Raw genomic sequence first — 21,082 nt, forward strand, 5'->3', positions numbered from 1 at the left:
AGCAACATCGACATGGCTGCGCTCAATGCGGGACTGGGCGGAAAAATAGACAGCGCCTCTGTCCCTTATTATTCCTCCTTAAGAACTGCGCACGGCCATCGGCCTATCACGCATCTCGTGGCAACAAAGCAAAGGTCTCATAACGATATTTGATGAGCAATTGTCATGTAGAAAGGGCTTCTACAATGCACTTCGCGGGCCTGTTTCGTGATAAGCTTGAGGCTCGCAACCCAGCCCTCATCATTACCCTGTAAGTGAATTAAATCCATTGCGAGAGCGCAGGCCAGCGGGGTTAAAGAGCAAGCAGGCTCAGCGACAGGAATGATTCGATTATTTTTGTCTCCAGAAACGCCGATAACCTGCAAAATCGTAGTCATCTTACAACGCCTCATATTAAGCCTACCTTATTTTACTTGATATTGAGAGTGATTCTCATTAGCGAGTTCTACATCGGTGCAGGCGAGTCGCCAACCCGTTTATGCATCGGCAGTCCTTTGCCGATGTGCTCTCCTCCCTGGACTGGGGCACAACGACGTGTCCCAGTCATTTTTCAGCGGAGGAACCCACAAGCCTGCTCACGCGGGCCAACTACTCCAATGGGGGATATTGTGCGCAGTTTGATCAGATTTACCTTGCTTTGCTCACCGATGATTTTGGCACCTGCGGTTGCTGCTGCGGAGGAACTTGGCTCTGCTGATGCCAGCGAGCGTCCTGACATCATCGTAACCGCGCGCAAAGACGGGGATGGGCAAAACCAGATGGCCGGAAATGGTGCGCTAGGAGCAAAAAAATTGCTCGATACGCCCTATTCCATCACCGTCGTGAATCAGGAGGAAATTTCAAAACGGCAGGCGACCACCATTGCACAGATTTTCGTCAATGACCCCTCAGTTTTTTCTTTTGCTACCGGGGGAACCACTAATTGGTGGGGCACACAGATACGCGGACTAGGTGTCCGTAACTATTATATCGATGATGTGCCTTTGCTGCTCTATTGGGGCGGCGATTTCCCACTGGAATCAGTTGAAAGTGTAGAGGCGCTCAAAGGGCTTACTGGCTTCATGCACGGTTTTGGTGCACCCGGCGGTGCTATCAGCTATCAAACCAAGCGACCGACAGTTGAGCCGCTGTTGACGACCGAGGTCGGGTTGCGCGGCAAGGGGGTTCTATCCGGTCACCTCGATGCGGGTGCCCCCCTGACAGATGATGGCAAGCTCGGCTATCGGATCAATATCGCCGGGGAGAAGGGGACGGCTTATAATGAAGCTGGCGTCAACCGCTGGCTTGGCTCACTCGCACTCAACTACACATTCAGTCCTTCGCTCAAATGGCAGGCGACTGCGACCTATGAACAAAGCAAGCTCGAGCATGAGCCGTTTCAGATCTATTGGAGCAGCTATAGCGGCTCTATTCTGCCAACGCCGACCTACAACTATAAAAACCTTAATGTCGACAACAGCTTTTATAGAACGCGTACGTTGGCGATAGCGACTGGTCTAGATTGGGAATTCGCCGAGGGATGGAACACTAAGTTAAACTATGGTTACACACGGAAACTACACAATTCAAACAAGTTTTTCGTGGATATTCTCAATCAGTCGGGCGACTATCAAGGGGCGATTTACCATTTCGCGGACCTTGAGGAGAGCCATTTTTCGCAACTGATGGTGCAAGGTGGTTTCAATACAGGGCCAGTGAAGCACGATATAGTAGCTGGTATGTCATATATGGCCAATCCCAGCAAATTTGGGTCAGATGACTATTACTGGGGCGATGGGATTGTGGGTAACATCCACGAACGGCAGACCTTTCACATCACCAACCAAGCTGCGTTCGGTCTTGAAGGGGGACCTTGGCAAGATCAGCAGCGCGCAGTTTTCCTAAGCGATACCCTGCATTTTGGCGAGCATATCCAGGCGATCGTCGGCGCCCGCTACACACGCTACAAACTTCTCGATTCCGATGGCGATCCTCTGGTGGACTCGTCCTATCGAACATCGGCGCTATCCCCAACCTTTGCGCTGATTTACAAGCCCGCCGCGCACACATCGGTTTACGGAAGCTATGTCGAGTCGATGGAAGGCGGTGCGCGGGTTGGCGGTGACTATGCCAACTTCGGGGATGTCCTTTCCGCGACCGTTAGCAAGCAAGTTGAATTTGGCCTCAAGTACGAAAATCAGGGTCTCAGCCTGACAGCGGCAGGCTTTCGCGTCGAGCGTGCCAACCAGATCGACCAATATATTGATGGGCAGCGCTATCTGACTCAGGACGGACTGACAGTCTACAAGGGAGTGGAGGCCATCGGCAGCTACCAGGTAGACAAGAATTTGCGGCTCGGCGGCGGCATCATTTATCTCGATCCAAGCATTGAAAACGTCTCCGTGGATAATGAAGCTATCCTAGGAAATGTTCCTGGGGAGGCTGCAAAGTGGCAACTCGTTGGCAACGCGGATTACAGCATCCCCGCGGTTCAGGGGCTTAGCATCCATGGGAATGTAAGATATTTCGGCAAAGCGCCAACCGACGACTACAACGCCCTGTACATCCCTGGGCGGACACTGGCTAATGTTGGTTTCCGTTATGACACCGAACTTAGCGGGCAGCGCGTGGCGTTCACCGGCAACATCAACAACGTCTTCAACAAGAAATACTGGGGTCTCAGCAATATCGGTGAGGGCATAAACGGCTCGCTCAGCGCCAAAATCTACTGGTAAAATCATGGTTGCACGAGATCATTTTTCAATCGTAGACGGTTTGCGGATTGTTGACCTCCTAGGTAGGGATAAAACCGCAGCGCTACTAATCATGCAGGTGGCGACACGACCGGCCGACAAACCCAACTTTATACGTGGATATTTCGGGACGGCCAATTGTGCGGGCACAAACCATTTCCTTCCAAGGAGGCAGGGGTGAGCCGCAAATTTTGGGTTATAATCCATCGCTGGGCAGGCTTGACGCTCGTCTTCTTCTTGACGGTTGCGGGGTTTACCGGAATCTTCCTCGCTTGGACTGACGAGTTGGAAGGCGTGATTACGCCCGGGCTTCATAGAGTTGAGGCACCAGTGGCTGGTTCACTCCCGCTGCCACCTCTCGTTTTGCGCGAACGGGTATTGGCGAACTATCCGGGCGCTCAAATCAGGTACCTGCCGCTCCACAGCAAACCCGGACATTCTGTTACCTATTATGTCGAGCGGATTGATCCCAAATCAGGTGCACTCACAAATTATTCAGACCAGTGGGACCAGCTATTCATTGACCCTTATAATGGACGGACACTCGGAACACGGCGGTGGGGTGATATCGGGCAAGGCCTGAAGAATTTAATGCCTTTCATCTACCGCTTGCATTACAGTCTTGCGCTTGGCGATCTCGGCGTACTTGCCTTCGGGGTTGCGGCGTTGATTTGGACATTGGACAGTTTCGTCGGATTTTACCTGACCCTTCCTGTGCGGGTCCCGCGGCGCATGGAGGCAGCTCCCTTAGCCGGGCCGGGTTGGTTGCGGCGTTGGAAGCCATCATGGTCCATCCGCTGGGGTTCTTCTGCCTACAAAATAAATTTTGACATACATCGCGCCGGCGGCCTCTGGATTTGGCCGATGTTGCTTGTCTTTGCCTGGTCGAGTGTCGCCTTCAATCTGACGCCGGTTTATGTTCCTGTGATGAAGCTGTTCGGGGCGGCCGAACCTCGCGCAACACTCCCTGTTCTCGGCAAGCCGAATTACCACCCCAAACTTGATGTCGCTGCGGCAGTACATCGGGGCGCGGAATTAGCCCAGCAGGAAATGACACGACGTGGTCTGACAGCAGGTACCGCTAATTCCATCAGCTACTCGCCGGGCAGTGGCACTTATGCCTACAGCTTTACATCCGAGAAGGACTTTACTCTTGATGGCGGGCGATCCACGGTATCGTTCAGCGGCAGCAACGGTCGCTTGCTACAGGCAAGCCTTCCCGCCGGCGAGAATAGCGCCAACACATTCACCAACTGGATCATGGCCCTACACATGGGGATGGTGTTCGGCCTGCCATATCGCATTGCCGTTAGCCTTATCGGCGCGATGGTAACGGCGCTCTCGGTTACTGGTGTCGTTATCTGGATGAAAAAGCGTTCGGGACGCTCCGTGCGGAAGCTCCGCCGCGGTCTGCCACCAATGCTTTGACGACGGACAGGCTGTTTGACAGACGAACTTTGTTATAGATTGCCAGACTGGCGCGTTGGTTGCGTGACACGCTAAGCCCTATAATTATGTGAGACTCTGAACGCGCCCTAATCGCCCCAATATAGGGGCCCCCACCCGAAACGCAGGCAAAGGCATCGACCGAAACTAACCATCACCCCGGCTAACTTGTGGCCGCTGACAGGCGTAGCTCAATATAGGAATTCAATTGACCCGCATATCGAAACTGAGCGTGAAGCTGGGATTATTTGTCCCGTTTGATGCAGCCATAACGCCAACCGGACGGATCCTGATGCCTTTGACGGCCGCATCAAAAGTGCCGGAGGGTGTATAAGTATAGGGACTGCCGCCGCCCGCAACATTCGAGAACGTGATACGGCTGGATGGCAGGCTTGTGCTCAATCCGCTAGGTGTGGTCCCATCCGTAAATGTTACAGACGGCGACACCGAATATGTCATGTTCGCTGGCAAAATATCATCGATATAGATGCTGTCGGTATCGACCGACGCATCACCAACATTGGTTACCACTATATAATATCGTACAATCGCGCCGGGAATGGCTTTAGGGCTTGCGCCGCTAATTCCATCGGAGATGACCGCTGACGTTTTGGTGACGGTCAATTTGGCATTCACCGCTTCCCGCGTGTTGGTGACGACGCAGACAATCACATCACCCAATGCAGGCGAAAAATTGGAACCCAGCATGGTGGGGAGTATGGTCGCCGAACTGCCGTTACTATTCGTACAGGACAGCACCGGAGTATAACGCGACAACACGGTCGAACCAGCGGCGGTTTCGGCCAGCCGATAACTGGTACCGGCCGTTAACTGCACAGGGCCGACAGTTCCATTCGTGACGGTTGTGCCGGTTCCGGTCGTCGTGGCGCTGCCCACAACGGTCGTGCCCTGCAATAGCTGAAGATTGAACTGGTCCGTATTGAATATACGTCCGCCTGTGCCCATCGCTTTGGTTAACCGCACATGCGGATAGGGTGTGTTAGTAAAGGCGCAACTGACAATATCGCCAAAATTGAGCGGGCCGAAATTATAGCTGCTTGTAATCACATTATTCGGCATGACAGTGCCGGTCCCGCTTGTGGCATTGGTGCACGTTAGCGACGGACGGTATCGCGACATCGCATTAGCACTTCCCGGTGCCATTGTTTCGATCAAATTTATTGGAATGCCCGACGCGGTAGAAATTACTGCTGCGGGAAAAGGTCCATTGCCAGTCCCCGTCGTGGTGCCCGATGCCAGCACGGTAGATGAAGACGCGGATTGAATTTCAAATTTGAACTGATCGGTGGGATCGATACGCGAGCCAGAGATTATCTTGTTTAGCTTTATGGAAGCAAAGCGGACGGCAAACATTATTCCTTCCAATCCACCTGATTTCATCACTGCAGTGACCGACGTCGGTCTGTTCGTGCCGCCGATATGTGCTCCGATATGACTTGGCTGCCCGCCGCCTGCCGAACGCATTACTGAGGTTCCAATACCCGTCAGAACCGGATACAGACTGCCGCTAATCGGCGCCACAGTATCCAATAGCTGCCAAGGCTGTCCATTGGTGGTATATTCAAGATACTCGGCATTGTCGGTGGATTCGCCGTCGGCCACAACAAATGCAAAATCGGTTACGCTAGCAACGCCGGGAGGCGGGGTTATTTTTATGCTCGTTATGTTGAATGTAACCGTTGCTCCGCTTGTCGTGTTGTAAAGAATCGGTTTGCCGGGAATTCCTAGGAATGACGTATTGCCAACCGCCGAACCACTCCAGCTCGGTGCAGTAGTGGCGACCGCTCCGGTGGCAGATGTACTGGTCGTCTTCAAATTGAAACTTAGCGTCGATCCATCGGAAAGCGAAAAGGAAAAAACCTGACCAGACGAGGAGCGTGCGGTAACATCGTTGTAGGAGCTGAAATCGAGCCAGCAATAGGTTTGCCACGATGCTGGCGCAGCGCCCTGTGAGGCAGCCGGAGCGCATGTTGCAGCATAAGCTGGCCCCGCAGAAAGCCAAAAAAGGACAAGCAACAATAACCGCGGCAGCATTTGACGCGCAAGCACGGCGTAAGGTGCCATCACTCGTACCAATTTAGAGGCCTCCACATCATAACAAAGCTGTTATAGACAAATTTGATTAATCATCGGTTAGAAGATGATATCAGCGTTGCAAAGCATTTTAGTAATCCGATCATTATATCGTTTAGATGGCCCTACTACCGATTTTGATTAGTACATGTCTTGGCTCTCTGTTTGCACAACCAGCAGGCACCGCAACTCAGGGTATGAGTAAAAACCTATAGTAAAGTATCCGTCGTCAGAACATTTGCCACTGAAGGCTAAGTAATTCGGTAGGTTGCTGGTTCGAACCTAGAAGATCTCAGCATTTTTTGCATTGAGACACCATAATTATCAAGCGTGAGTGAGGATGGACCGCAAAATTCTTCACTCAGGCTCTGGCTTTCCTAAATTGCCGGAGTTTGTGGTCGCCTATCGATATGGTCCGCAGTCATTCAGCCGCATCACCCTTTATTTCAGGCTGTTTCTCACTATCTTCTGCCGACTCAATGGTTTTATCGGCCTCCCGCCCTTCGGCCAATTGCTGTTCAACGCCGGATTTAATCTCCTTGGCTTCTTCGTTCAGTTTTTCGAGGCTATCTTGATATTTTTCGTCAAAATCCTTTTCACATGCCGTCAGTGATAGCATGGCAATGGCCAGAATAATCGCCCTACCGCGCATCAATAGTCTTTCCGGTAACGCACATTAACGTTTGAACCGCCAAAACTACCTACTGAACTAAGCACTGATAAAGCTGGCGTAAGGCTAATTTCCAATTGAGTGGCAGTATAACCGCGCGCGTCGGTCACGATTTCTACATAGATATCATTAGAAATATACTGTCCCGCAGCAATTGACGTACCGCGACCGTTATCTTTGTCAGCACCCAATAAGCGCAGCCGGTCTATGCCGACAGAGGACTGCAACACGCCGAGCGGATTAAGTCCTCCTCCGCCGCCGCGCAGACGATTGAGCGAGGATGCCAGTTGCACCGCTTGGATCGGCGTAAGCTCTCCGATTGAATTACCGAATAATATACGCGCCATAATCTCGTCCTGTGGAAGACTAGGCGTAGAACTGAACACTATTTCCGGGTTTTCGGCGCTACCAGTAATATTGACATTGATATTTATTTCATCAGCTTCGCCGCTTGCCACTAGTCGCAATGTCGGGTTGGTCATCGAACCGCCATTGAATCGCAGACGCCCGGATTGAAGATCGAAAGAACGCCCTGCGAAACCCAGCGTGCCGCGGATCAGATCGATCCCACCAGTTAATACCGGCGCCCCAGTCGTCCCCCGCACTTTGATGTCAGCAGACCATTCAGAATTCAGGCCCATGCCGGTCACAAAAATTTGATTGTCGGCGACCAGATCAATATCCAGTTTCCAGTTGCTTGGAACTCCGCTTATAGGGTCGGCATCGCCGGTAATTTTCTTGCGCCCCAGCGCAGGCTTGCGCCGCACCCCAGTTAATGTCGCGACTTGTGTAGAGCCTTCATAAACTATTTTATAGCGCGTTTCGGGCAAGCGAATACGACCACGAATAGTCGCGGGGGTTGTAGCATTATTGACCACCTGTATCTCGCCAGTGGCCGAAGCGGCTAAATCACTTCCTTTTGCCAAAGTTGCATTATCCAAATTTAGCGCCAATTGGAGCGGATAGCCCTTGTCGGAACTGAGCGATACAAAACCTTTGCCGCTGATTGTACCTTCACCAGCTTTGGCGGTCAGTTCCGTGACTTCCAGCCGGTCATTGTTAAATTCACCGCGTATCTTCATTTTGGTGAGCCGCGTGCCATAGGCGTTATTTTCATAAATCAGGTTATTCGCACGGACGACACCGGTCAGTACGGGTGTCTGAACACGGCCCGAGAAATCAGCGGCCACGCCAATAGCGCCCTTTAAATCCTGATCAGGAAGTGCAGCGAGCGAGAATAAAGTGCTGGCAGGGCCATTATAGCGCAAACCGCCGGATAATGGCGCGGCCAGCAAACGGGTTGTCCAACTACCCGCTCCGGGCGGGAGGGGAGTCAAATTGACATGCATCCGGCCGATAGCCGCGCCCCTGCGCCGGAAGATCGCGCGTACATTACCGCCATCTGGAAGAAGACGGCCGACAAAATGCATATCCACGGGCTGCGAAACCGATGCCAGACTGGTACGGGTAAAATTATCGATCCGCATCCGTGCATCCGCCTCTGGAAAAGATTTGAGCGAGCTTTGGGCGAAATCGAGGCTTCCCGTTGCTGTCCCGCCCAGCCCAAGACCCGGCATCATCGGGTTAATGATCGCAAGATTCACGTCTTTTAACCGGCTCTGGATATTAAGGCCGCGCCCATAATCGCCAGCCAATTGAATGCTGCCTTTTGACAGGTCAATGGTAGTAGGAAGCAACGTATATTTGTTGCTCTCAGGGATGATCCTGGCCGCTTTGCGGGTTTTAAAATCAACGCCATTAGCGCGCCCATCCAGTGCCACGCGCCAAAGCTTTGGATCGAGGATGGCATTGGCGGCGAAACGAAACGGAACTTTATTCCGGCCCTCGGCCATGATTTTTGCGGTGCCTTGCCCCTTCCGATAGTTAATTTTCGCTCGTGCGGCTCCAATTTGCAGTTCTTGCATATTCAAGCCTTGAATCTGTATATCAGCCACCACCTGCGGCTGGTCATATAAAGTAATATCGGCATCAATAATTGCCCGCTGAATTGCGAGATTTGCGGAGCCCGGCAGCACAGTGTCGACTGCCGTCGCATCGATAATCGCACGTTGCTTGCCGCTGAAGGAGCTTAGCACCACATCGCCATTGATACCGGAACCATTGGCGGCCAATTGTCCTGCAAAAGGACCCGCTGCGGTTTGCCGGATGCGCCCCGTTAAGCCCACGCCTGCAAAGCTTGTCCCTGATTTAAGATCAATCGTCAGCAGCCCGCTGCCAGCGAGGATCTCGACATTAGCGTCAAACGGGCCGTAATCGCTATCGCCCCCCGCAACCAGACCATAGCCCTTTGCATTACCCCTTATGGTGGCAACGACATTGTTCAGCCCGACGCCAAGCCCCGGACGCGCTGCAGCGATAGTGGCAACCGGACGGGCAACGCTGCCGCTGACTTTAACGCCGAGTGGACCATATTGATTGGACATGCCCTTTGCTGCAAAATTAATGCCGCCGGATGGCGTATAGCTGCCACTACCTTGCGTCAGCCGGAAAGATGGTGCGGCGACGTTAAGGCTCTTTATCCGCGCGATACCGTCGCTGCCATAGGATATATCGGCAACGATCAGGCTGTTGCCGCCCAGAAATTCGCGTGCGCCATCGTTGAATATCTGGCTGGACCGGGCGCGGACAGTGCCGGTCAGAGCAAAGGCTCCGTTGCTTCCAGATTTTAAGTCAATGTTACTATCGATATTGAAGATGCCCACGCTTTCCACGCGGTAGCCGTTAATTTGGCCCTTAAGCCCACCAGTATACAGGCCTTGATTAAGATCAGCGACAACTACTGCGGTCGCATTGATCCGGTCAGAATTGATCTTGAGGTTGTCGGACAGCAGCCGCCCATTGGCGAATGCGAAATCGCCATCCAATCGGACATTAGTAAGCAATTCGCCAACACCCTCATTGAGGCCCGCGATCCGCTGCGCCCGGGCTTGTAACGGTATGCGCCATTGCTCTTTGTCCAATTTCGCGCTGCCGCTTGCTCGCAGGCCCAATACCGTCGTTTCGTCAAAGCCAATTCGCGCTGCATTAATATTATAAGCGATACCAGGGCGTGCGAAGTCGCCGTTCAAAACCAATGTGGCGGCAATGCCTGCCCCATTTAAATTCTCTGCAATGACCGATGGTTTGAGCAGGCGAAAATCGACATTGAGATCGCGCATACTATTATTGCCAAGATCGACCAACCCGTTGGTGGCAAGCAAAAAATTATCACTATCAAGCTGCCCTTTGATGGTAAATTTGCGTTCCTCGCCAGCAGCAGTAAAGTTAATATTGGTGACCGGCTCCAACATGTTGCGGCTCGGCCCGGAAACAAATAATCCGGGGCGCGCCGCACCGCGCAAAGTAAATGTACCCTTTCGCGCCATTATTGCTACGTTAGCGAGCATATCCTCACCGCTTTTACCCTTGAGCGCGCCGTCCCATTTGTTCCAGTCACCTTTACCGTTCAGCGTGAGAGTCATCGGTAGTCCAGTACCGGATAAACCTCCGATCAGGCCATTGGCTGGAGCATCGAGATTAAGCGCGACATCAAAATCATTTTTATCCGGAACGGCGTTAAGCTTTAACGCGAACTTGTCTCCGCCTGCGACACCGGGCGCGATAATCGCCTGGCCGTTTCCATTTACTCTGGCGCGAGCGTCCGCGATTTGCACATCGGCCGCAATACTAGCTAGGTGCCGTTCACCGGTTATTGCCTTGGCAATGTCCAGTTCACCGATTTCTAATTTTCCGATATCAATATCGAGGTCAGGCAACAATGGGCCTTCGGTTGGCAGCAATGCGGGCATGCGCAGCAGCTTGGCTTTGGGAACGATCAGCGAACGGATATCAACATGACTGCTGATAAAGGCGAAGGGCCGCCAGTCCATCTCGACAATTTCGGCAGTAGCAAACACACCTTTGGGATCGCGAATTTTCAGATCGGCAATTTCCATCTGATTATAAATTGAACCCTCGATCTTGCCGACCTCAAGTTGCATACCGCTCTCAAATTCAAAAGCTTCAATTTGTTTCGCGACAAAACGGTGTCCACTGCTGCTGTCTAGCCAGAAATAACCGGCAATCAACACAACCAGAATGAGTGCGACCAATGTCCCCAATCCGATTCCAAGCTTTTGGGCCGAACTTCTTTGCATGGTTGGCTCCGTCATGGCTTCGGTTTCTGCCATCAAAATGCCTGACCTATTGAGATATAGACCGATACACGCGATTCTCCTGGTTGCCGGTTGATCGGTGTGGCAACATCGACCCTGAGCGGACCAAAATTGGTGTAAAAACGCCCACCGACGCCGACACCATAACGCAAATTATCAAAGCCCGGTGTCGAGCTAGTATAAACTTGTCCCGCATCGACAAAACCGACCACGCCGTAATCACCAAACCGATAGCGTATTTCCGCCGCCGCTTCGACCAAACTACGTCCCCCAATCGGGCGGTTATCAATATCTTTGGGCCCGAGCTCCTGATAACCAAAGCCGCGCACTGATCCACCGCCGCCAGCATAATAGCGCCGCGAAGGCGCGATTAATGCACGGTCCGCGCCTGCAATGGAGCCAACCCGCGTACGCCCGGCAAGTATAATGCCGTCGCTGACCTGATAATAAGCTGTCCCTTCCAATATACCGCGGCCATAAGTCTGTGTACCGCTCCCGAAAGATACTTCAGGGGATAGCTTTGCCGACAAGCGGAACCCTTCAGTGGGATCAAGCAGGCTATCGGTAGCATCAAAAGTTACTTGGCCTGGCAGAGCGGCAATATAGAATGTTCGCCGGTCACGTACTCCGGTTGCGAAATTGAAATCCTGTTCATTGGTACCAAGAATTTCAAAACCATAGCTATAAGACAATCGCTTCTGCCAGATTGGCGTGCTGTCATAAGAAACGCGACCGGCCAGCCTGCCGGTAAAGGCTTCATAGGCTTCAAAATCGCTATGCAGGGCAGATAGCCCGAATTCCACAGTCTTGTCGCGCTTGCCTGCGTTGCTACGACGGAAAGTTAACGAAGCTCCCTGCTCTTGTGTTCCGGCGACGGCGCTGGCGATTAGTGCGCCTTCTGGCGGAAATAAGTTCCGATGCGTCCAACTACCTTCCAGCCGGAAGCCCTGTCCAGTGCCATATCCTGCGCTGCCTGCCAATGTGCGGGGTGGGCCGGCTTCCTGTTCGACATTGATCGTTGCATATTCCGTACCATCCGGGCCGGCTTCCCCGCTCAGGGATGGATTGACCGACACGATCGAAAATAGACCTGTCGAGACCAGAGCCTTGCGCAGGTCATCCACCATGCGGCTGTCGTAAAGATCACCTTTTTCAAAGCGGGTAAGAACCTCGATATGCTCCGCATCAAATGCGGTCGTGCCCGTGGTGACAATGTCACCATAGCTGCTGCGCGGTCCTATATCGACGGGGAGAGTATAATCACCGGTACTGGTTTCAGGATCCAGCAATATATCGCGCTGCCCTGTTTTGGCAAAAGGATAGCCTTCCTGCGGTAGCACCACTGCAATATTGGCCTCCGCCGCCAGCACGCGCTCGGCCACAATCGGTTCACCAATTTTCGGTACAAAATTTCTCGCAATCAGATCAACTGGAACCACCGGATCGGTTTCGAACATGATCGTCCCGAAATTATAGCGCCTGCCCGGTGTCATCTGAAACACCACAGCCAGTTTCTCGCCTTCAGCTTCGGGGAGTTCGACCGACCCGTTAACCAATGCATCGAAATATCCCTGACCTGACATGATATCGACGAGCAATTGCTGGTCTTCGCGCATCCGCGCAGAAACCATTGCGCCGTTCGCAGCCTTACCATTGCCGTCATCCAGCGCAGAGAGGTCACCAAATCGTCCGAGAATATCGTCAGCGCTTACCGGACGAATTTGGGTTTTTCCACTCTCGTTCAGTGATTCCAGGCCATCGATCCGATAATCATATCGCAAAGATGCGGCCTGCTCGCTGTCGTCGGCTTCGGTATACTGGCTCTCGTCAAATGGCTCGACATCAAAACTTTCAATTGGTGTGAGCGGATCGTCCATTTCAGGGTCATTGACCGGCGCGTCGGCGATCAACTCGTCTGGGTCTCCGTCTTGCACTGCGGGCAAGGCTGTTAAACCATCCTCTGCATCTTCCTGCTGTGCATCGCGCTCTAGTCGGCGTTGCTCGGCTTCCCAATCGGCAACGCTACCCATTGATGCATCCGGGTTTTCATCAATCTGCGGAATTGTGGCATCAAATTCCGAATCGTCAATAATTGGTGAGTGTGGGTCTTGGCCAGTTTCTGTGCCTTCTGAATCTTGTGCAAATACAGGCGTCAGACAGATACTGCCCAACGAAAAAACTGCCGTGGCAGCGTAATAAACCTTCCCGATACTCATACTGCTACCGCATCTACACGCATATATTAAGTGATGATATGCCTTGTTTTTTAGATCGAACCGTCCTCAGCGCTAATTTGCATAGGTGACGACTTCAGAGACAATACCTCCGAATTTCTATTTAGTTCCCTATGAGCAGCAATATTATGGATTGGGCCCGAAGCAGACATGAAGCGATTGTTCCTGACACGTCTTTCGACGGTCGATATGAAATCCGACCGGGAGGGATCGAGTGCGAATAATATTTAACTCACCATCCAAATCGCTCGCGCTTTTGCGGTAATTCTATATTATCTAGGCAAGACGCTTTGACCCATAAGTTGCAGGTCAACCGCTCTTGCACATTGCCGTCCTTCGCGAATGGCCCAGACGACAAGGCTTTGGCCACGCCGCATGTCGCCGCACGCAAAAATGCCGCTCTTGCTTGTTGTATAGCTCGTTACATTGGCCGCGACATTACCACGGGCGTCAAGTTCCACTTCCGATTGATCGACAAGACCCATTTTACGTGGTCCCACAAAACCCATAGCAAGTAAGATCAGGTCGGCTTTGAGTGAGAACTCGCTTCCAGCGATTTCTTGCATTTGGCCATCGATCCATTCGAGGCGGATGCATTCAAGACCTTCGACATTGCCGTTTGTCCCAAGAACGCGCTTTGCGAGGATGGCCCAGTCTCGTTCACAGCCTTCTTGGTGGCTGGACGAAGTGCGCAGTTTTAACGGCCAATCAGGCCAAGAGAAGGTCTTATCTTCTTTTTCTGGTGGCTTGGGCATGATTTCAATCTGGGTGACCGAGGCCGCGCCTTGGCGATTGGAAGTGCCGACACAATCCGATCCCGTGTCGCCGCCGCCAATGACAATGACATGCTTGCCAGTGGCGACAAGAGTTCCACGCGGCGCAGCGCGCATTTCATCATCACCGGCATTCCGTTTGTTTTGCTGTGACAAAAATTCCATCGCCAAACGGACGCCAGACATTTCACAGCCTGGAATATCAAGCGTTCGTGGTTTTTCCGCACCGCCGGACATCACGACAGCATCGTAATTTTCCTGAAGCGATTCTACCGAAACGGTTACACCAACTTCAGTGCTGGTACGAAATTCAACACCTTCGGCCTCCATCTGCACGAGACGGCGGTTGATCAAATGCTTTTCCATTTTGAAATCCGGGATGCCATAGCGAAGCAAGCCACCCATCCGGTCGTTCTTTTCGAACAATGTGACATTATGGCCAGCGCGGGCAAGCTGCTGGGCGCAAGCCATGCCTGCAGGACCAGATCCGACAACCGCGACCGATTTTCCGGTTTTTTCTTCGGCAATCTGCGGGGTGATCCAGCCTTCTTCCCACCCGCGATCAACAATTGCGCATTCGATGGATTTGATGTTCACCGGCACATCATCGATGTTCAACGTGCAACTGGCTTCGCAAGGCGCAGGACAGATACGGCCCGTAAATTCAGGGAAATTATTGGTCGACTGGAGCGTTTCGAGCGCCGCTTTCCAATCACCTTCATAGACCAGATTATTCCAGTCCGGGATGATATTGTTCACCGGGCAGCCGTTATGGCAATAGGGAATACCGCAATCCATGCAGCGCGCTGCTTGGTCTTTGATATCCTTCTCCGGAAGCGGATTGGTGAATTCCCTATAATGTGTCAGCCGCTCCTTCGGATCAGCATAAGTCGCTTCTTTGCGATCAATTTCGAGAAAGCCTGTTACTTTACCCACGGTCTACTCCAATATCTTCAATTATTCTGCAGCAACGATTGCGTCGAGACGCTCGGCTTCAAGTTGTTTCAGTGCCGCAGCATAATCGCGCGGCATGACCTTCACAAAACGGCCGAGAGCCTCTTCCCAATTGTCGAGAATTTCGCTGGCTCGTTTACTGCCCGTATGGAGTTTATGACGCTCCAACAATATACGCAGTCGTGCGGCGTCATGATAAAGCATGTCACCCATGCCATAATCATTCACATCGACCGGAAGCTGCTGCGGCGGCGTGGTGTCTTCGCCATCCTCTACATCGTCGTTGATTGTCTCGATATCGACCATCGCCATGTTGCAACGCTGACGGAACAGACCGTCCTCGTCATAGACATAGGCAACACCACCGGACATGCCGGCCGCGAAATTGCGCCCCGTCTTGCCCAGCACAGCAATCACGCCGCCGGTCATATATTCACAGCCATGATCACCCGTACCTTCAACGACGGCAACGGCACCGCTATTGCGCACTGCAAAGCGCTCGCCCGCGACGCCGTTGAAATAGGCCTCACCGGCAACCGCGCCATAAAGGACGGTATTGCCGACGATGATATTTTCGGTCGGATTGCGATCGACATGGCTTGGCTGTTTGACAACCACGCGGCCGCCCGAAAGGCCTTTACCCACATAGTCATTGGCATCGCCGACCAGTTCAGCCGAGATACCGTGCGCCAGAAACGCACCGAAGCTTTGCCCCGCTACACCTTCGAACGATAGTTGAATGGTGTTGTTCGGCAGGCCTGCGTGGCCATATTTTTTCGCAACTTCGCCCGATAACATCGCGCCGACCGTCCGGTTAACGTTCTTCACTTTGCGTTCGATCTTGACGGTTTGGCCGTTCTCCAACGCCGGTGCAGCAGCCGCGATTAACTCCTGATCCAGTGCGGCTTCAAGACCATGATCTTGCGTTATGGTCTGATGCAGCGGTTCTCCCTCGGCGAGAACGACTTGGTGCAGCAAACGCGACAGGTCGATACCTTCGGCTTTCCAGTGGTGCAGCGCTTTATTCATGTTAATCCGGTCAACCCGCCCAACCATCTCTTCTATCGTGCGGAAACCCATTTCGGCCATTATCTGGCGCAGTTCTTCTGCAACGAAGAAGAAATAATTGATGACATATTCCGGCTGCCCTGTGAACTTCTTACGCAATTCCGGGTTCTGCGTCGCAACACCTACAGGACAGGTATTGAGGTGGCATTTGCGCATCATGATGCAACCCGCAGCAATGAGCGGAGCCGTTGCGAAGCCGAATTCGTCAGCACCCAACAGCGCTCCTATGGCAACATCACGGCCTGTACGCAGGCCGCCATCGACCTGAACAGATATTCTGGAGCGTAATCCGTTTAGCAGCAATGTTTGTTGCGTTTCAGCCAAACCGATTTCCCAGGGAGAGCCCGCGTGGGTCAGCGAAGTTAGCGGCGAAGCGCCTGTTCCGCCGTCATAACCGGAAATAGTAAGGTGATCTGCACGCGCTTTAGATACGCCTGCGGCAACCGTGCCGACACCCACTTCGGAAACCAGCTTCACCGAAATCCGTGCACCGGTATTCACATTTTTGAGATCGTGGATCAGCTGCGCCAGATCTTCAATGGAGTAAATATCATGGTGTGGTGGTGGAGAAATCAAACCAACACCCGGTGTCGAGTGGCGAACCTTGCCGATATTCTTATCCACTTTGCTACCGGGAAGTTGTCCGCCTTCACCAGGCTTGGCACCCTGCGCCATCTTGATCTGAATATCATCGGCATTGACCAAATATTCGGCAGTGACGCCAAAACGACCACTTGCGACCTGCTTAATAGCAGAACGCATAGAATCACCATTATCCATAGGGATGAAACGATCCGCCTCTTCTCCGCCTTCGCCCGTATTGGATTTTCCGCCAATACGGTTCATCGCAATCGCGAGTGTAGTATGCGCTTCCCGGCTGATCGAACCGAAGCTCATTGCTCCAGTGGCGAAGCGCTTCACGATCTCGGTTGCTGGTTCCACCTCGTCAATGTCAAGCGGTTCATTTGCCTTTGTTAGCTCCATCAACCCGCGAATGGTAAGCAAACGTTCGCTCTGTTCGTTGATCGATTTTGCAAATTCCGCGTAATTTTTCGGGTCATTGCCGCGCACTGCATGCTGCAAATTCGCAATGTTGGAGGGAGTCCAAGCATGCTCTTCACCGCGCAGCCGGTAGCCATAGATACCGCCCACATCGAGCATGTTTTTATAGATCGGATTATTGCCATAGGCTTCGGTATGCCGATATACGGTTTCTCCAGCGATTTCCGCTAGCCCCACGCCTTCAATCATGGTTGCTGTACCGGTGAAATATTTTTCGATAAATTCACTTGATAGGCCAACCGCGTCAAAAATCTGCGCACCGCAATAGCTTTGATAAGTCGAAATGCCCATTTTGGACATGACTTTCAAAATACCTTTGCCGATTGCTTTGATATAATTTTGCTCGACCTGTTGCGTGGTCAGCGGCAGTTCGCGGCGAACGCGAATTTCCTCGAGAGTTTCAAACGCCAGATAGGGGTTAACCGCCTCTGCGCCATATCCTGCGAGCACGCAGAAATGATGCACTTCACGGGCTTCACCGGTTTCAACTACCAGACCGGTTTGCATCCTCAGACCCTGCCGGACCAAATGATGATGCACGGCTGCGGTCGCAAGCAAGGCGGGCATGGCTATCCGGTCCGGACCTTTCGCGCGATCGGAAAGTATCAGGATATTGCGATCAGCAAGCACAGCTTCTGTGGCTGCCCAGCACATTTCCTTAAGCGCCATTTCCAGACCGGCTGCACCGGTTGAAGCATCCCACGACATATCGATGGTTTCAGTCCGAAATGCACCATCAAGCGCGTCTTCGACCGAACGAATTTTTAGCAAATCCGCGTTGGTGAGCACCGGTTGATCAACCTCAAGCCGTTTATGCGTGCCGGCATCATGGCCCAGAAGATTAGGCCGCGGACCAATCATCGAGACAAGCGACATCACCAATTCTTCGCGGATTGGATCAATCGGCGGGTTCGTCACCTGAGCGAAATTCTGTTTGAAATAATCGTATAGCAAGCGCGGTTTACCGGAAAGAACCGCAATCGGCGTATCGGTACCCATCGAACCGATCGGGTCCAGGCCGTCGGTCGCCATGGGTTCGAGGAACTTGTTCACGTCCTCTTGGGTAAATCCGAATGCCTGTTGGCGATCAAGCAGCGCTGCGGGATCACCTTGTCCGTTGGCTTTCGGTGCATCTACATCATCAAGATCTTCCAGATCGAGATCTTTCAAATTATACTGTGTCGATTCCAGCCATTTTGCATATGGCTTGGCTTTGGCAAGATCGGCTTTAATCTCTTCATCTTCGATAATTCGGCCCTGTTCCATATCGATGAGCAACATTTTACCGGGCTGCAACCGCCACTTACGGACGATATTATCCTCTTTGACCGGAAGCACACCGGATTCCGATGCCATGATAACATGACCATCATCCGTCACACAAAAACGTGCTGGACGCAGGCCATTACGGTCTAGCGTGGCACCAACTTGACGGCCGTCAGTAAAGGCAACGGCAGCAGGGCCATCCCACGGTTCCATCAAGGCGGCGTGATATTCGTAGAATGCTTTGCGGTCGGCATCCATTGTAGGATCGCCAGCCCATGCTTCTGGGATCAGCATCATAACCGCATGGGGTAAAGAATAGCCCCCGGCGACAAGCAATTCCAAGGCATTGTCCAGACACGCTGTGTCAGATTGACCGTGCGGGATGAGCGGCCACATTTTGTCGAGGTCGGCGCCCAATAGATCGGATTCCATCGTCCGGCGACGGGCATTCATCCAATTCACATTGCCGCGCACTGTGTTGATCTCACCATTGTGGGCAATAAACCGGTATGGGTGAGCCAATTTCCACGATGGGAAAGTGTTTGTGGAGAAACGTTGATGGACCATCGCCACAGCTGACGTGGTCAGCGGGTTGTTGAGATCTTTATAAAACGACCCGACCTGATCGGCGAGCAATAGTCCTTTATAGACAATCGTTCTTGTCGAAAATGACGGCATATAAAATTCAGACAGCCCAGGCATCCCATGCTTTTCAGCGTGACCATCAAGCGGATTATGCACTTGTTTGCGTATAGCCAGAATTTTGCGTTCAAATGCATCTTGATCGGCGATTGATTCGCCTTTTCCGATTATTGCCTGACGAATCATGGGCATCTGTTCGAGCACGGCTTTGCCGATACCTGTTGTATCGATTGGTACGTCGCGCCAGCCGATTAAAACCTGTCCCTCCTTGGCGATAAAGCGCTCAAAATGCGCCGCCGCATAGTCAGTCTCTGCTGGAACCCGTGGAAGGAAACACATAGCAACAGCATAGTCACCCGCAGCTGGTAAGGTGAGGCTCTCCGAAACTGCCCAATCCCGCAAAAGTGCGTCAGGAATCTGCAATAATATCCCGGCACCATCACCCAACAGCGGGTCAGCGCCAACAGCTCCACGGTGATCGATATTGACTAGAATTTCCAAGCCACGCTTCACTGTCAGATGCGATTTTTCGCCCTTGATATTCGCGACAAAACCGACGCCGCATGCGTCATGTTCGTTGTTTGAATCGTATAGGCCTTGCCGTGGCGGGAAGTTCATTTTCCGTCCTTATTTTTCGTTAGGATTTCTGTAATTAAAGTGCTCCTAGATGGATTAATGTGTATTTTGAAGATAAGAATTCAGGAATAAGGAAAATAAATATTGCACTCATACCATGCACCGCGCAAAATGATCGTGTCATTTTGGAAAAAAATCAACGCAATTTCAAAGCCATGACCGCTGTTAAAAATCGATAGGGGAGCGGATTAAATTTCGCAGTGGTACAATGCCAAACGGATTCTGATTTGCTCATAAAATTATAGTTTTTCAAGCAATTTGAAGATGGCCAGTGTCTTTTTGAGAGCTATGCTACCGTCAGCCGAGGCTTCGGATTACTGATCATTCACCCTTTGCAAGTTTTCCGTAATTTTTATCAGCGCAGCCAAGGTCGGTGCTTGGTCCTCCCTTCGCCATGCGAGACCGGTTTCAAGTTTAGGGGTTTCGCCAGCAATCGCGATGTAACGCACGCCGGTTCGAGCAAGGTGCTGCAACGACGCAGGCACCAACGCCATGCCCAAACCAGCTGAGACAAGACTGATGATCGTTTGCATCTGAATTGCTTCTTGCTGGATGAAGGGCTGATAGCCCCTCGCCATATAATAGCTCATTACGAGTTCGTGAAAATCGGGCGACACGCGCTTTGGGAAGATAATGAGAGGGTGCGTCATCCAATTGTCGCTTTGGAGCACCCTATCTTCCAAAGTCAGGCGACCTTCTTCGATCCACTGCTCGGGAACAGCGGCGACGAGCGGTTCTATGACCAGCGGACGATAATCCAATCCTGCTGGCAAAGCGGATCGCGCGGAAATCAGGATGCCGGCATTGATCCGTCCTTCGAGCAATGCCTCAATCTGTACATCGCTCGTCGCTTCAGTAAGCTCCAGCGCGACGTCGGGAAATGCCGCAGAATATCTTTGAACCAGTCTAGGCAGGACGCTATAATCGGCAGTACTAACAAAGGCCAAGGACAGCCGCCCCCCAGTGCCAATTCGCAGCTGCTCCGCAATATCCGATAAGTCGGTTATTCCTTGAACAGCAGGCCGGACATGCTCCAGCCACTGTTGGCCAAAAGCAGTCAGCGTAACGATACGCTTTGAACGAATGAAAAGCTTCGCGCCCAATTCGCGTTCCAGCGCCATGATGGACTGGCTGAGCGGCGGCTGCGTCATGCCCAAACGCTCTGCAGCGCGGCCAAAATGTAGCGTGTCGGCAACGGCGATAAAGTGGCGAAGTTGCCGTAGATCGATCATTTTTATTAATATCCTTTACGACTTTATATTGCCTTAATAATATATTTCTCAACTTTAGAAAATTAGAATAAAGAAGCCCACATAAAAATAGATCTCAG

General features: G+C 52.2%; 10 protein-coding genes. 2 read left to right on the forward strand and 8 right to left on the reverse strand.

Annotated elements, in window-relative coordinates; all coding sequences use genetic code 11:
- Positions 1–137: 137 nt before the first annotated feature.
- Positions 138–377: a hypothetical protein gene (locus tag V7676_RS12995; RefSeq protein ID WP_335660128.1), complete on the reverse strand. Its 240-nt coding sequence runs from the start codon at positions 375–377 to the stop codon at positions 138–140.
- A gap of 48 nt (positions 378–425) precedes the next feature.
- On the opposite strand from V7676_RS12995, the gene V7676_RS13000 reads away from it, so the two are divergent.
- Both V7676_RS13000 and V7676_RS13005 read left to right on the forward strand, forming a co-directional pair.
- Positions 426–2,714, forward strand: a complete 2,289-nt coding sequence (locus tag V7676_RS13000; protein ID WP_335660129.1) for a TonB-dependent siderophore receptor — start codon at positions 426–428, stop codon at positions 2,712–2,714.
- Between the two features lie 195 nt (positions 2,715–2,909).
- Positions 2,910–4,160 (forward strand): PepSY-associated TM helix domain-containing protein, encoded by a 1,251-nt coding sequence (locus V7676_RS13005; protein WP_335660130.1) that lies wholly within the window; start codon positions 2,910–2,912, stop codon positions 4,158–4,160.
- Between the two features lie 222 nt (positions 4,161–4,382).
- Here the strand turns inward: V7676_RS13005 and V7676_RS13010 are convergent, their stop codons facing one another.
- The 7 genes from V7676_RS13010 to V7676_RS13040 form a co-directional block, all read right to left on the reverse strand.
- A complete protein-coding gene (locus tag V7676_RS13010) occupies positions 4,383–6,263 on the reverse strand; it encodes a CshA/CshB family fibrillar adhesin-related protein (protein ID WP_335660131.1) in 1,881 nt (626 codons plus the stop codon).
- A gap of 430 nt (positions 6,264–6,693) precedes the next feature.
- Positions 6,694–6,927, reverse strand: a complete 234-nt coding sequence (locus V7676_RS13015) for a hypothetical protein (RefSeq protein WP_335660132.1) — start codon at positions 6,925–6,927, stop codon at positions 6,694–6,696.
- Entirely contained in the window at positions 6,924–11,132 is a 4,209-nt protein-coding gene (locus V7676_RS13020; protein ID WP_335660133.1) for a translocation/assembly module TamB domain-containing protein, read from the reverse strand. The genes V7676_RS13015 and V7676_RS13020 overlap by 4 nt, the downstream gene beginning before the upstream one ends.
- Positions 11,132–13,333, reverse strand: coding sequence for an autotransporter assembly complex protein TamA (locus V7676_RS13025; RefSeq protein ID WP_335660134.1), 2,202 nt, complete (start codon positions 13,331–13,333; stop codon positions 11,132–11,134). Before V7676_RS13025 ends, V7676_RS13020 begins: the two co-directional genes overlap by 1 nt.
- Before the next feature lie 290 nt (positions 13,334–13,623).
- Positions 13,624–15,060: a glutamate synthase subunit beta gene (locus V7676_RS13030; RefSeq protein ID WP_335660135.1), complete on the reverse strand. Its 1,437-nt coding sequence runs from the start codon at positions 15,058–15,060 to the stop codon at positions 13,624–13,626.
- A 21-nt stretch (positions 15,061–15,081) separates the two neighbouring features.
- On the reverse strand, positions 15,082–19,734 hold the full coding sequence (gene gltB / locus V7676_RS13035) for a glutamate synthase large subunit (protein WP_335660136.1): 4,653 nt from the start codon (positions 19,732–19,734) through the stop codon (positions 15,082–15,084).
- A 332-nt stretch (positions 19,735–20,066) separates the two neighbouring features.
- On the reverse strand, positions 20,067–20,981 hold the full coding sequence (locus tag V7676_RS13040; protein WP_335660272.1) for a LysR substrate-binding domain-containing protein: 915 nt from the start codon (positions 20,979–20,981) through the stop codon (positions 20,067–20,069).
- Positions 20,982–21,082 lie beyond the last annotated feature (101 nt).

The sequence above is a fragment of the Parasphingorhabdus sp. genome (assembly GCF_036963805.1).
Taxonomy (GTDB): Bacteria; Pseudomonadota; Alphaproteobacteria; order Sphingomonadales; family Sphingomonadaceae; genus Parasphingorhabdus.

What these genes read in the sequence shown, in the direction of transcription:
- V7676_RS13020 (WP_335660133.1), bottom strand. Translation starts at nt 11,132, where the DNA reads ATGGCAGAAACCGAAGCCATGACGGAGCCAACCATGCAAAGAAGTTCG.
- V7676_RS13010 (WP_335660131.1), bottom strand. Translation starts at nt 6,263, where the DNA reads ATGGCACCTTACGCCGTGCTTGCGCGTCAAATGCTGCCGCGGTTATTG.
- V7676_RS13025 (WP_335660134.1), bottom strand. Translation starts at nt 13,333, where the DNA reads ATGAGTATCGGGAAGGTTTATTACGCTGCCACGGCAGTTTTTTCGTTG.
- V7676_RS12995 (WP_335660128.1), bottom strand. Translation starts at nt 377, where the DNA reads ATGACTACGATTTTGCAGGTTATCGGCGTTTCTGGAGACAAAAATAAT.
- gltB (WP_335660136.1), bottom strand. Translation starts at nt 19,734, where the DNA reads ATGAACTTCCCGCCACGGCAAGGCCTATACGATTCAAACAACGAACAT.